We start from the raw sequence: 13813 nt of genomic DNA, 5'->3' as shown, positions 1-13813 counted from the left end.
TAGAAAACAGTCTAAAAGAAACATGACTATTACCGAATGGGAAAAATTAGGTGATATATTTGTTATAATAGCTGAAATGGAGGCTCATGCTCACGAAAATTAAAATTTTTTATTTGACCCTGCAACATAGTTTAACCTTTATACTGTAATCGTTGCAGTATAGATCCTTATCGCCTCCGTTCCATTAAAAACTTTTGATAAAGAGATACGTGGCTATCTCAAATCATACCGTGTTATGAAACATTCAAGATGAACAAGAAAAGTGTTTAAAGGAGAGAAAATGGGAAATGAGTGTAGAAATTTATAACAGAGAACGTTCTGTAGAAAGTATTCAATTTGAAAAATTGTTAACTTCAGAAAGTAATAAAAAGAGTTTTTCTAGTATTGAAAACACCGAACAGTATGTTAAGCAAATGGGAATTGAAAATATAAAGCCATATGTTGTTGGGGACGAGTTCAATTTTCAAATAATGTTAAGGAGCAAGCATTCGAGGGCATGCAGGTTTTCACATTAAATGACCAAGAGTCCCTGAAGCAAAAAGTTATTCTATATATACATGGTGGTGCTTGGACGAATCAACCTTTAAATTTCCACTGGTGGTTCTTGGATAAAATAGCGCAATCTTTAAATGCGAAAATAATTATTCCTATTTACCCTAAAGTACCTCATTTTAACTATAAAGATACTTATCCAAAAATCCTAAACCTTTATAAAGAAATTCTTGAAACAGTTGAAAGTACCGAGCAATTGACTATCATGGGAGATTCGGCAGGCGGCAATATAGTACTTGGGCTGGCTCATCTTTTAAAAATGAACCGTTTGCCGCAACCAAAAGATATTATTTTATTGTCGGCATGTGTTGATATGAGTTTTGAAAATCCTCATATAGCTGAATATGAAGAAAAGGATCCGATGTTAGCTAGGGAAGGAATGGAAGTCATTACAAAGATTTGGGCAGCTGATAAAAATGTAAAAGACTCGTTGATCAGTCCGATATACGGTGACTTTAAAGGACTTGGGAAGATTACTCATTTTATTGGAACACATGAATGTTTATATCCAGATGCAATAAGACTTGATGAAAAGCTAACAGAACAGGGAATTGAAATCGATACTTTTGTTTATCCTAAAATGAATCATGTGTTTGTTGTTATGCCAATCCCTGAAGCGGAGAATGCACAACAGAAAATTATTTCTATAATTAGTGCATTGAAAGAAATGGAGAGTTAACTGTACATGAAGCGGCCACCAGGAGGGCAAACTTCGTTTAAAACAAGAACTTCTATGACTTTATTCGTGCAAATATAGAAGATAAGAGTTAATCGACTATATTACGAAAGAAAGCGAGCATTAACCTGCGATGTGTGTAATTTAAAGGTGTCTGAAAGTACGTATTCGTATAATCAATCAATTCATAAAATACATGTCAGTGAATAAAAGCTATTCACACGCAATGAAATATATAAATCCTTTTTCGGGAGGCGAAATAATTAATAAATTAATATAGGAGGAAATTTGAATTGAGAAAAATATACGTATTACTTTTTGTTTTTTTGTTTATTGGGAGCAGTAACCTTGTTCATGCAGAAGATAAAGCAACAAAACAAGGAAGTTCGTATGATGTTAAGAAACTTTATTTAGACAACGGTTTTACTGAGGTTAATGAAGCAATAAAAAAAACCGAAGATTTATTAAAAAAAAATTTAGAGCTTCCAACTCGTGTTCCACCAATTACTTTTACACATATTATAGGTAGTTTTAGCAGTACATCAGGAGGACCTAATTTAGAAATTTCTTATTTAGATGAGAATTCACCGCGTACCCGTTTTAAAATATTGGTTTCCAAAAAGCCACCTTCTTCAAATGTTTCAAAAAAAATACGTTTAGAGGATGGCAATGAATTACTTTATTATAATCACAGTGATTTTGATGTGTTTGTAGTTGAAAAGAAAGAACTTGGATACACTTTTATGATTGATAAAGAGAGCAGTAAAAAAATTACTATGGATGGTGTGGTTAAAATTGTTAACTCTATGGAATAAGTAGGAAAATATTCTTATTTATAAAAAGTTTTAACTTTATCATTTAGCTGATAAGAGTATAAAATGTGGAGGTGATGTTAATAAAGGATGGCTAAAACCAATCGTGAAAAAGCTTTAGTGACGAAAATTTTTCAAAGGTAGTTTGATTGCATTTTATGAATTATGAAAAAATGAAATTCGATAAAACATTACAAAAAATACAGTCCGACGCCAAAAAATAGTAATCAGTGAAAACGTGAGAACATAAAAAATTTATGGCAGATATTACGTATTTTCACACGCTTTAGGATGATTATTGGGTGTCGGCATAATTATATATATTTAGTTACAAATAAACGTTTGACTGACTTGATTATGGATACGTAAAACAACGTAAACTCATAGTACAAACGTATTTAGATTTTTTGCGAGCTCTTAAAGAAATACCAGTTTACATTTTTTTAGCCGTTTCGTCTCAATGTTATTAGTATACTTTTCATTGATATACAACTTCCTATAATTTATATTATGTAAACTAAAATTATTTGAAATGATTGATTTGAATTCAGATTTTTTTAATAGCTAATTTAAACAAACTCCATTCTGAAAAATAATAATCAATATGGAGTTAACTTTTTGTACTCCTTATTTCACTAAAGCCCCCGTTAGCCATCCATGAAGCGCAAAAATAAGCACTTCACCACAGAAAATGAAAGATGATTAAGTTCTTTCATGGGAGTTTAAGTACATTTATTCACAATCTTACTATGTGTAATGTATACTCATTCAATTTTTTCATTAAACTAGGAATCAAATCCAGTTCGCTTTTACCAAGTATTGCTATGTTGTGGTTGTAATCAAGATTTATAAAAATATCGTTCGCTTGATGAGATGATTCAGCCTATTTTATCAGAAAAAATAATAAAATAAAGTTAATTGTATTGACGTGATATAGTTTAATCACGTTTTTATATTATTTATTTAGGAGGATTTATGAGTAACCCCAAAAAAATTTTTGTTTCAATAGGTATTATTGCTGGTTTAATATTACCATTTTTTCTACCTGCATTTATAATGATGGCTCTAGTTAAGTTCGTGCCTAATGAAATTACACATTCAGGAATACTGTCATTATTTATTTTATCTTTTGCGCTATTTATAATTTCAGGTATCTTCTCTAAGGTATTAAGCCTTATAGGTTTAACAGAACAAAAGCTAGACGAATTAGGATTTCTTGGTTTAATGATCTCTGTTTTGTCGTCATTTCTCTCTATAGTTGTAGGTTATTATTGGATGAAAACTTTCAACCTTACATCTGTTGAGTTATCTTCCATTGGAATTTTAACAATTGCAGTTATCACTCCAATTGTTTTAATAGCCCAAATAAAATTGTTAGAAAAGCTATAATAAACGTAAAGAAAGCCTAGGCTCAAAATTAATTGAGTACCTGGGCTTTAAAATTATTAAATTATGATTCATAAACCCTTCTTTTACGTGAAAATTAAATCAATAAAATTTAAATGTATGGTCAATTCCATACAGCAAAAGCCTAACTCGGCGCTAAACTACTACGTCTTAATAAAACTAAAGGTTGGTTAATGCCACTACCATTACATGTAGATTATCCAGAAAAGTAAAAATGATTTACCTGAAAAATCGTCTCCCCAGTATTACACTGGGGTTTTTTTGCACCTTTTTTTATTGTTCGATTGATTTTTTCTGACGAAGTATAAGTTTGTTGAGATCCTCTCTTGTAATAAAAAAGATTCTTTCGTTCATACTTTTGGAGTACCGAATGCCAACAAAAGAATCTTTTGTAAAGCAAGAGCATTCTTTTGTTAATACAAAGATGTCCTCTTTTGTTTTTTTAATTGTTACCTAACATATAATATATTTATTAGATAGTCCTTACACTTCTTTTTTCCATAATTACCGTGTCATGCCATTTATTGTGTAATTGAGCAATTTTTTCTCTCGTTCCAACAACTCTAAAGCCCATCTTTTTATGTAATTGAATACTTGATGTATTGATGGCGAAAACAGATGATTGAAGTGTCCAAAATCCGGCCTTTTCACTTTCTTCGATTAGTATTTTAAACAACTTAGTGGCAATGCCTTTCCCTTTACTATCACTTGATATATAAACACTAACTTCTCCAACTCCAGAATAAACAGCGCGTGTAGAGACTGGTGAAATGGCAATCCAACCAACCACTTTATTGTGTTCTTCTGCTACAAAACGTAAGGTTGCATGATGTCTTTCATCCCATATCTGTGCACTTGGCACAATTGTTTCAAAGGTTGCCATCCCTGTTTCGATTCCCTCTTTATAAATCTTTAATACCTCTTTTAAATCATTCTTTTCCATTTTACGAATAATTAGTGTGTCCATCCCATTTCCTCCTTAGTATTTTAAAAGGACTGCTAGCTTTCACTAACAGTCAAATTATTAACAACATGAATTTGATTGATCGGCAAGATTAATACCGCATACACCTGTTTCCGGTAACTCCAATTCCACACGTTTTGAAGCTTCTTCATCATCTGATAAATAAGCTGTTATTGAACGAACTTGTTCGTAGCCTGTTGCCATTAAAAATGTAGGTGCGCGTCCATAACTTTTAGCTCCGACTATATAGAAGTCTTTTTCGGGTTGGCGTAGTATTTCTTCACCATGCGCTCTTACTGTGCCACAACTATGCACATTTGGGTCAATTAGTGGCGCTAATGCATGCACACTTTCTGTTGCTGCATCAATGGAAAGGCGTAGTTCGCTGTTAATTGAAAGATCAGGTCTATTTCCTGCATTGACAATAAGCTCTTCAAATCCCGTTAATACTTTTTGTTCTCCGTTTATAGTACCAACAATATGGATGTCCTCACCTTTCTTCACCTGTGAGATATAGAAAGGTGTTATTACTTCAACCTTACCTGTATCTACTATTTCGTGAATGCGAACACCGAGTGCGCCACGTGCTGCCAATGCATCTTTTTCTTCGCCACCATAGGCTTCTTCTACAGATTTTTTACGCATAATCCACACTAGCTTTGTTGTAGGATGCTCTTCTTGTAATTCCGCAAGTGCCAATAAGGTATTGATAGCTGAATGGCCACCACCAATAACTGCAATCTTTTTATTGGCATATCTCTTAGTATTCGTATTTATATCTGGGATACCATACTCAATGTGATTTGCTAATGCTTTTTCATTTTGTAGCCATACACCTGTAGAATTTGCTGGGTTTGGATTTCCCCATGTACCCGTCGCATCAATAACAGCTCTCGCCTCAATGATACGGATGTCATTCTCATGTTCAATAAAAATATTAAAAGACTGTTCTACTCGATTTTTTGTCTTCATCTTATCATTAAATAGTCGTGAAATCCCAACTACTTTTGCGTTCAATTGAATGTTAGGCTTTATTTGTATTAACTCAGACAAAGGTTTTAAATAAAGATCAATTAATTCATGTCCTGTTGGTAACGTATCTAAATTAGGTTCTACCCAACCGGAGGCATTCAATAAGGCTTTAGCAGCTTTATTGATGTTATATCGCCATGGTGAAAATAATGTAACATGCCCCCAGGTACGAATATTAAGTGCTATTTCACGCCCTGACTCTAGTAAAATAAATGCTTGCTTTTGTTCCACTAAATGAGCAGCTGCAGCTAATCCAATTGGACCTGCACCAATAATTACAATCGGTAAATTCTTATTGGGATTGTTAACAGTCTCCTGTACTTCAGTATTCTTAGTAGTATTACAACAAGATCCATTTTGATTGATTACTTTAAGTGTTTTCATCATTAACTTCTCCTCTTTTTTTTATATATAAGGGAATGCTTATATAAAATGCATTTTTTACGTCTAGCAGTTAGCTAGACGTTTAAGCTTTGCGAATGTAATTAACATACTTCAATTTCACACATTGTTTTATCAACTTCTTTTATAGCTCTTTCGAATTGTAACCATGTAGAAGTTCCGTAACGATCCATATCTCCTTTAAAGAAGAAATCAAAAGCAAACTCTTTAGCCTGTATCAATGTGTATTCTCTACTATTCATAATTAACTTTAAATAAGCGATAAAATAATCTTTAGTCAATACGCTAGCATGATTTACTGTCATTTTTAATCCTCCATTCAACGGATTGAATAACTACTATGACAGACAGTATATTCAAGTTTTTTAATTAGCAAGATTTTGGTGAATATCCTACTAACACTAAACCTAGTTCGCCATTTTCTTCTTCTGCATGAATCGTAACCTCTGTTAATTGAGATGCAATATCTGGATGAATGGCAACTTCAATACCTTCAATTGTTTCTATAGCATCTTCTTTTGATGGTGCTTCTAAACCCACACCTAAATTAACGCCACAGCAACCTGGAATGCCAAAGAAGCGAAGTGTTTTCACCTCTGAATCAGCTAATACTTCCTCTAAATAATTTTTACCTTCTGGACTCATTTTCATTTGATTTTCTCTCCTTTAAGTTCGTGTAACCCTTTTGTTCCTACTGGTGGCGTTTTTACCCATGGGATTGCCACGAATTGATTGTTGCTGATGGATTTGATTTCTTCTAGCCATTTTGTTTCGGCTTGTTGTTTTTGTATTAATGTTGGACTTGTTGTTTTGATAGATGAAAATGTCTGATTGACAACCCACCAATCAACAGACAATCCAGCACGCAGTAAATCTTTCTGTAAACGAGTTGCTTCAAAAACAGGTGTTGCTTCAGGCAGTGTTACGATTGCTACACTTGTATAACTTGCACGTAACCGTGGTAACAAGTTTGAAACAGCTGAAGGGATTTCACCTTGCGAACGGCTTATTTCACGATGGTAAGCTTCTGTCGCATCTAGTAACAACAACGTATGGCCAGTTGGAGCTGTATCAATAACAATGACTTCATCTTGATGATTTTCTACAACATTAGCAAATGCTCGGAATACTGCGATTTCTTCTGTACAAGGAGAAGCCAAGTCTTCTTTCACAAATGCTAAACCTTCTTTATTCATCGTTTCACTTGCCTTTGCAAGCACTTCTGACTCATAATTTGCAACTTCTACTTTCGGATCAATACGACTTACCGTTACATTTTTAACTTTGTCATCACCGAACGTCCAATTTAAATGCGCTGCTGGATCAGTTGTAGTTAAATGCACGCTGATACCCTCTTCTGCTAAGCGTATGGCAATATACGAAGCAACTGTTGTTTTACCAACACCACCTTTACCCATTGTAAAAATAATCTTTGGTTTCCGTTCTAAATAATCAGCAATCATTTCTTCTACTTCAGGGATTGTCATACCATTGTCTGTTTCATTTTCATGTGTGACATCTTGATCTGTCATCCATGCTTGCATACGCTCAATACTTGATAATGAGTATGGTACAAACGGTAAGTAGTATTGTTCAAATTGCTTTAACTCTTTAGGAATTTTCTCTAATGCCTCGGTTTGGCGGGCAATGAATGCCTTCTCAATTTCATCATTAGAACTAACATTTTTCATATATCCATTAATTAGTAAAACCTGGTTTTGAATGCCGATTTCAAACAGTTCATGAGAAGCACGTGCTGCTTCTTTTAATGGGTTTACGTCTGGACGTGTCACAAGCATTAGTGTTGTTTGATTGGCATTTTTTAAACGTTCAACAGCCTCTTTATAGATTTCACGTTGCGGCTCTAGTCCTTTTAATGGACCTAAGCATGAAGTACCAGTCGTGTTATCATCTAAAAACGTAGACCATGCAGAAGGCAGTTGTAACAAGCGTAACGTATGTCCTGTTGGTGCTGTATCAAACACAACGGTATCAAATTTTTCAATCACTGAAGTATCAGTCAATAGTGTCGCAAATTCATTAAAGGCAGCAATTTCAACTGTACAAGCGCCTGAAAGTTGCTCCTCCATATTTTGTAGCACCACATCAGGTAGTTTCCCACGGTACGGCCCAACCATTTGCTCTTTGTAATGTTGTGCTGCCTGCTCAGGGTTTAAATTTAATGCAAATAAATTGTCTATACCTTCAATTTTTGTCGGGCTATTAGATAGCGTTTGGCCGAAGATATCTTGTAAATTGGATGCTGGATCTGTACTAATTAAAAGTACTTTTTTCCCTTCATTTGCAATGGCTATTGATAGACTACTAGCAACTGATGTTTTTCCAACGCCCCCCTTCCCCGTAAAAAACAAGAACGGGGTATCAGGGAAATGACTTATTGTAAAGCGTTCCATTTTACGCATCTCCTTTTAGTGATAAGCGTACTTTTGGTTTTTGTAATAGCTCTTCTTCTGAAAGTCCTGACCATTGTGAAAATTGTTCATTTGTAGGGTATTTCCCTTTACAAAGTAATTCTCCATCTACAAACGTTGCAGGTAGGGCATCCATTCCTTCTGACATTAGGAGCTGATTGATTGCTTCATTTTCCACAAAAGCATTGGGCTCGCTTGTAAGATTAAAACGTTCAGCTTTTATATCTGCTTTCTTTAAATTATTCATTACAAAGGATATACGTAATAACTCTGGGTCAATAGATGGTCCACATAAGCCCGTAGAACAGCACATTGCTGGCTCATAAATATGAATTTTTTTCATTTTATTTCAGCTCCTCTGCTACAAATTGTTCAATGCGTTTTCCAATAGCATCACGTACATTTCGGAAAACAGTCCACTTTTCTTCTTTTGTACCTGACGCTTTCGCAGGATCTTCAAATCCCCAATGTTCACGACGAACGTTAGGTGGCGTCATCGGACATTTATCTGCTGCATCTCCGCAAAGAGTAACAACAAGCGTTGCATTGTTTAATGTCTCAAAGTCAATTAGATCAGATGTATGTTTCGAAATATTAACTCCTACCTCAGCCATAGCTTTGATAGCTTTCGGATTTACACCATGTGCTTCAATACCAGCACTTTTAACTGTCCAATCTGTAGGCAATAATTTTCTTGCCCCCCCTTCAGCCATTTGACTACGGCAAGAGTTCCCTGTACATAAGAAATAAAGTGTGTTTGTCATAAAAAGTACTACCTATAATTTAATGGTTTTAAAATATTTCTTCTGCCAACGCAAGGCAACCCAAACAAGTCCAATAAGTACCGGTACTTCGACAAGTGGACCAATAACAGCTGCAAAAGCAACGCCACTATGAAGTCCAAAAACGCCTACAGCTACAGCAATTGCCAACTCAAAGTTGTTACTAGCCGCTGTAAAAGAAAGGGCTGCCGTGACGGGATAGGATGCACCTACTTTACGTGAAGAAAAGAATGAAACTGCAAACATTATCACAAAGTAGATAAATAATGGAATAGCAATTCGTACTACATCAAGTGGTAATTCCACTAATTTCTCGCCCTTTAAGGCAAACATCATCACAATTGTGAACAGTAGTGCTATTAAAGTAAGCGGTGAAATCTTTGGTAAGAACCTTTCCTCATACCATTGTTTCCCTTTTGTTTTGATACCTATCAAACGAGTTAGAAATCCAACAGCAAACGGTATTCCTAAGTAAATAAGGACGCTTTTCGTAATTTCCCACATGGAAATGGACACATTAAAATTCTCTAAGCCAAACCAACCAGGTAATACATTTAAGAAAAAGTAAGCAAAAATCGAATAGGTTAAGATCTGAAAAATAGAATTAAATGCAACTAGACCAGCTACATATTCTCGATCTCCACGAGCTAAATCATTCCACACGATTACCATTGCTATACATCGAGCTAAACCAATCATAATAAGCCCAGCCATATACTCTGGATAATCTCGTAAAAAGATGATCGCTAAAAAGAACATTAGGAATGGTCCAAGTAACCAGTTTTGAAAAAGTGATAGTAAAAGCACCTTCCAATCCTTAAATACGCGCCACATTTCCTCATACTTAACTTTTGCTAAAGGTGGATACATCATCACAATTAGCCCTATGGCAATGGGTATAGATGTTGTACCAACCGACATTGATTCTAATGCTTCACCAATATTGGGCATTGTGATACTAAATAAGACACCTATTCCCATTGCAACAAAAATCCAGAGGGTAAGATACCTATCTAGAAAAGAAAGCTGTTTTGTTAATGATTCATTACCCATTAATTTTCCTCCCCTATATGAGTACATTCACAGTCAGAACTACAATCACATCCCTGTACCGGCTCAATTTGTTCTAAAATACCTTTCATAAGTGGCGTTTGATTCTCAACTAAACGATAATGTTTCCAAGTACCAACTTTTCGTTCAGTAATAATACCTGCCTCCTTTAATTTTCGAAGATGCTGACTAACTGCTGGTTGCGAAATCCCCAGAACATCAACAAAATCACATACACAAACCTCTCCTTTTTTCATACATGCAAGTAATTTAAGACGATTCAGGTCAGCTGCTGCCTTTAATTGTTTTTCAATTAGTGTATTTTCCATCATATCTGCTCTCCTTGTATAATCATTTGCTTATATATTTTCTCAAAAAAATCACCTAACTAATTACAGGTGATTAAATCGATACATAACTATATGCTTATATTATGCTTTCTAAATTGTAATTGCAATAGACATTTACACATTTTTAGAAAAAATTTTTACTGCTACTTACATTTCTAGTTTTTACATTAATCATATATAAATCGTAAGTCTTCAACTAATTGTGAATGAATACTAAAATATGTAGAGTAATTGCTATGAATGTATTCTGATGAGTAAACCGTTTTTCATCCGTTCCCCTCTCATTCATAGCAATCGTTCATTTGTATACATTATTATTTTGATGAATTACCAGTTGATCGATTAATAGTTGTATTTTGTATTGATTGATTCATTTGTTGTGAAGATTGGTTCGTTTGTTGTTGAGGTTGCTTCGATTGTTGTGAAGATTGGTTCATTTGTTGTAGAGGCTGAGACATTTGCTGCAATGGTTGTGCCATTTGTTGAGCATTCTGGAGATTTAACTTGCTCGAAATATTTTTTGTGAACTGTTGAAGAGTACCATTTTGCATTCCTCTAATTACACTCAAAATAACAGCTCCAATTACACCCCATGTAAGAAATCTCATTATTAAAAACATCCTTCCTTAAATACAGTATTTAAAACATATTTAGTATTGGAAAATTAGGCTAATACTATACTGAACATTTTTTGGGTTATGTTCGGATACTCTTACCAATTGTAGAAATACACTAGGACATTATCCCTATATATAGAATAGTTACTCCATATATTTAAAATGAGACAATTGTATTTCCTCCTTACGTATAATTAAATTTGATATAAACATACTTAAACTGTAAGAACCTTCAACCGCTTGCTCATCAACTAGATCCACAGAGCATTTATAGCGGTTACTCCCTCCATTCCAACAAGTAATAAATCAGTACTGGACTCTTCAAAAGTTGTATTCTACTAAACAATTGAGGAAATTAAAGCAGTTTTTGAGGAAGAAATTAATACAGATAAACAACCCAGAACAGATAGCAAAACAGGTAACTGAATGCATTTTTTGTCTTTTTTATCTGTATATCTAATGTTAAATACACCCAAACGATATTACGAGGAGGTTATATAATGAAGAAAATATTTTATATAGGAGTATTGTTTATATTAATACTAACTGCATGTAGTGAGGATGAAGCTGCATCAAAAGAAGAAGCTCCAGCTAGTGAGCAAAAAGAAGCTAAAGAAAAAACTGTAAATGCTTATACTGAAGAAGTTTCTGAGAAGAATACTATCCATGAAGCGGCTAAGAAGCTTCATACAAAATATAGACCGTATGATGAATAAACTGAATAAACACAAAAATCTCAGGTACTCACCTTGATATACTCCCTATTAGGCAGACAGATTAGAAAATAAACTCTGTTAATCAACTAGGGAGCATATCAGACGAGCGCCACAGTTTTTTTATTACATTTATAATTGTAAAATGCCTAAATGCTTCTGTTTATGAAGCGTATAATAGAAGTGTCATCAGTAAATTTCATCTTCGCAACTTTTTTCACCTCAAAACATAATTTTTTTAAAAGCAACTATTGGTTAATTCCGATTTTGGAAATGACCCTTTTTTTATGTGCAGTAATGTTTTCAATTCAAATTACATATATTTATTTCGGGATAGCAACCTCTTGCATTGCCCCAAACTGTTATCGCACGTGCTATCCCTTTAACATCTTCATGTTGTTCCGAAAAAATATTTCTCACACACTACCTTAAAACTATAACGACCTCGCCGTTATGGTTTATTCTATTTTAGGCAACTCCCTATACAAAACTAACCAATCAAACATAGTTATAATAGTGTTAAGCAAATTTGCTTAGCTCTCCACCTTCTAAAAATTTATTGGCTTTTGGGGTCACTTTGGCTCAAGTGACCCTTTTACATTTATTTATTTTTTAATTCGATGTCAAAAACCTAGATAATTTATAGAGGAGCATTTTATATAGTATATTCCCTTAAATGTTTTACATTTTTCCAATTCTATAAATTGCTTTTTAGCTATTGGAGATGGTTTTTTTCTTCATTTACACACATTTTATAGTTGTAATGTTTTCAACTTAAATTACATTTATTAATTCCGGGATAGTAACCTGTTGCATTGCATCGCGCCAAGTTGCTACTGCACAACGCTATCCCACTAAGAAGGTCTTGCTTGCCTGGAGCTGTTACGGAAGAAATTGCTTTTCCATCTGACCTTACAATCCTAAGCATTCCATTAATCGGTACATAGGCACGAAGTAATGTATTAGGCTGTATCGACGACCCAGATTGAGTAATTCCTCTGCTCATTTTTAATGCTTCAGCCTTTGTCCGTTCTAATTCACTTGAATACATCATGTGACTAAATGATAAATAGATTGCAGTATTTATCACTATCAATAAACAAATGAACATAACTGTAGTATAAAGATTTATTTTACTTCTAAGCTTCATCTTGATTCCTTCAGCACATAACCAATACCTCGAACGGTATGAATTAACGCATTATCATATGGTTTATCAATTTTGTTTCGTAAATAACGGATATAGACATCGACGATATTCGTATCCCCATACCCCATTTAAGAGCTGTTCCCTGTTTAGAACTTGACGTGAATGCACCATTAAATATACAAGTAAATCAAATTCACGAGGAGTTAGTTCAATCAAGTTTTCGCCCCTCATGACTTCCCGTGTCACTTCACTCACCCTTAAATCAGCAACTTGGTGCCAGTCATTGTTCAACTCCACATCCTTACGTTTTTGAATTAACCTTAATGTTGCACGAATTCGTGCTAACACTTCCTCAATTTGAAACGGCTTAGTTATATAATCGTTTGCCCCTAAATCTAATCCAGACACCTTATCCTCAACAGAATCCTTTGCGGTGAGTAAGATAACAGGAGTAACCTGATCGCTTATTCGAATACGCCGTAACACCTCAATTCCACTAACTTCTGGAAGCATGACATCCAATAAAACTAAATCCCAAGATTTTTTCACGAAACATGGATAAGCCATCCTTACCATTTAATGCTTTTCCTATGTTATAACCTTCATATGTTAACTCTATTTCTTATAAACGTGCAATTTTCTCTTCATCTTCAACGACCAAAATGTTGGTATTTTTCATGTCTATACCCCTACTGTTTTAATTCTAAAATTTTTCCTTATGTAACATTAAGATTGCCTTGTTCTGATTGGAATAATACATTAGATACTACTAATATTACGTAAGCCCGTAATCAAATAACGCATATAAACAACCAGGCACCTCCGGTACGATAAATGTATCAAATTATAGGAGGTGCTTCTTTATGTCAACTAC

14 protein-coding genes and 2 pseudogenes are annotated in these 13813 nt (G+C 34.2%); 4 read left to right on the top strand and 12 right to left on the bottom strand.

Annotated features, from left to right (window positions below):
• Positions 1-287: 287 nt before the first annotated feature.
• From ACIQ7N_RS20480 to ACIQ7N_RS20470, 3 genes and pseudogenes are all read left to right on the top strand, one after another.
• Positions 288-1231, top strand: a pseudogene (locus ACIQ7N_RS20480) (alpha/beta hydrolase fold domain-containing protein).
• Between the two features lie 290 nt (positions 1232-1521).
• On the top strand, positions 1522-2043 hold the full coding sequence (locus ACIQ7N_RS20475; protein ID WP_402935624.1) for a hypothetical protein: 522 nt from the start codon (positions 1522-1524) through the stop codon (positions 2041-2043).
• Positions 2044-3015: 972 nt separating this feature from the next.
• Positions 3016-3429 (top strand): epimerase, encoded by a 414-nt coding sequence (locus ACIQ7N_RS20470; RefSeq protein ID WP_402935622.1) that lies wholly within the window; start codon positions 3016-3018, stop codon positions 3427-3429.
• Between the two features lie 490 nt (positions 3430-3919).
• Here the strand turns inward: ACIQ7N_RS20470 and ACIQ7N_RS20465 are convergent, their stop codons facing one another.
• From ACIQ7N_RS20465 to ACIQ7N_RS20420, 10 genes are all read right to left on the bottom strand, one after another.
• Positions 3920-4414 (bottom strand): GNAT family N-acetyltransferase, encoded by a 495-nt coding sequence (locus tag ACIQ7N_RS20465; protein ID WP_402935619.1) that lies wholly within the window; start codon positions 4412-4414, stop codon positions 3920-3922.
• Positions 4415-4471: 57 nt separating this feature from the next.
• A complete protein-coding gene (locus tag ACIQ7N_RS20460) occupies positions 4472-5827 on the bottom strand; it encodes an NAD(P)-binding domain-containing protein (protein ID WP_402935699.1) in 1356 nt (451 codons plus the stop codon).
• Positions 5828-5928: 101 nt separating this feature from the next.
• On the bottom strand, positions 5929-6150 hold the full coding sequence (locus tag ACIQ7N_RS20455; protein WP_402935616.1) for a hypothetical protein: 222 nt from the start codon (positions 6148-6150) through the stop codon (positions 5929-5931).
• A 64-nt stretch (positions 6151-6214) separates the two neighbouring features.
• Entirely contained in the window at positions 6215-6496 is a 282-nt protein-coding gene (locus ACIQ7N_RS20450; RefSeq protein WP_402935613.1) for a Fe-S cluster assembly protein HesB, read from the bottom strand.
• A complete protein-coding gene (arsA, locus tag ACIQ7N_RS20445; protein WP_402935610.1) occupies positions 6493-8259 on the bottom strand; it encodes an arsenical pump-driving ATPase in 1767 nt (588 codons plus the stop codon). The genes ACIQ7N_RS20450 and arsA overlap by 4 nt, the downstream gene beginning before the upstream one ends.
• A 1-nt stretch (position 8260) precedes the next feature.
• Positions 8261-8620, bottom strand: a complete 360-nt coding sequence (arsD, locus tag ACIQ7N_RS20440; protein ID WP_402935607.1) for an arsenite efflux transporter metallochaperone ArsD — start codon at positions 8618-8620, stop codon at positions 8261-8263.
• 1 nt (position 8621) lies between these two features.
• Positions 8622-9041 (bottom strand): arsenate reductase (thioredoxin), encoded by a 420-nt coding sequence (gene arsC, locus ACIQ7N_RS20435; RefSeq protein WP_402935604.1) that lies wholly within the window; start codon positions 9039-9041, stop codon positions 8622-8624.
• A 12-nt stretch (positions 9042-9053) separates the two neighbouring features.
• A complete protein-coding gene (gene arsB / locus ACIQ7N_RS20430; protein ID WP_402935601.1) occupies positions 9054-10112 on the bottom strand; it encodes an ACR3 family arsenite efflux transporter in 1059 nt (352 codons plus the stop codon).
• A complete protein-coding gene (locus ACIQ7N_RS20425) occupies positions 10112-10438 on the bottom strand; it encodes an ArsR/SmtB family transcription factor (RefSeq protein ID WP_402935696.1) in 327 nt (108 codons plus the stop codon). The genes arsB and ACIQ7N_RS20425 overlap by 1 nt, the downstream gene beginning before the upstream one ends.
• Before the next feature lie 335 nt (positions 10439-10773).
• Positions 10774-11067 (bottom strand): hypothetical protein, encoded by a 294-nt coding sequence (locus ACIQ7N_RS20420; RefSeq protein ID WP_402935598.1) that lies wholly within the window; start codon positions 11065-11067, stop codon positions 10774-10776.
• Between the two features lie 509 nt (positions 11068-11576).
• Here ACIQ7N_RS20420 and ACIQ7N_RS20415 point away from each other — a divergent pair.
• Positions 11577-11792: a hypothetical protein gene (locus ACIQ7N_RS20415; RefSeq protein WP_402935595.1), complete on the top strand. Its 216-nt coding sequence runs from the start codon at positions 11577-11579 to the stop codon at positions 11790-11792.
• Positions 11793-12558: 766 nt separating this feature from the next.
• On the opposite strand, the gene ACIQ7N_RS20410 is transcribed toward ACIQ7N_RS20415, so the two are convergent.
• Positions 12559-12939: a hypothetical protein gene (locus ACIQ7N_RS20410; protein ID WP_402935592.1), complete on the bottom strand. Its 381-nt coding sequence runs from the start codon at positions 12937-12939 to the stop codon at positions 12559-12561.
• A pseudogene (locus ACIQ7N_RS20405) lies at positions 12936-13558 on the bottom strand (response regulator transcription factor). The gene ACIQ7N_RS20410 and the pseudogene ACIQ7N_RS20405 overlap by 4 nt, the downstream one beginning before the upstream one ends.
• Between the last annotated feature and the right edge of the window lie 255 nt (positions 13559-13813).

The organism is Lysinibacillus sp. NPDC095746 (genome assembly GCF_044763535.1).
Taxonomy (GTDB): domain Bacteria; phylum Bacillota; class Bacilli; order Bacillales_A; family Planococcaceae; genus Lysinibacillus.
Note: the sequence above shows the minus strand (reverse complement) of the source record. Positions and strands in the feature narration are given on the sequence as shown.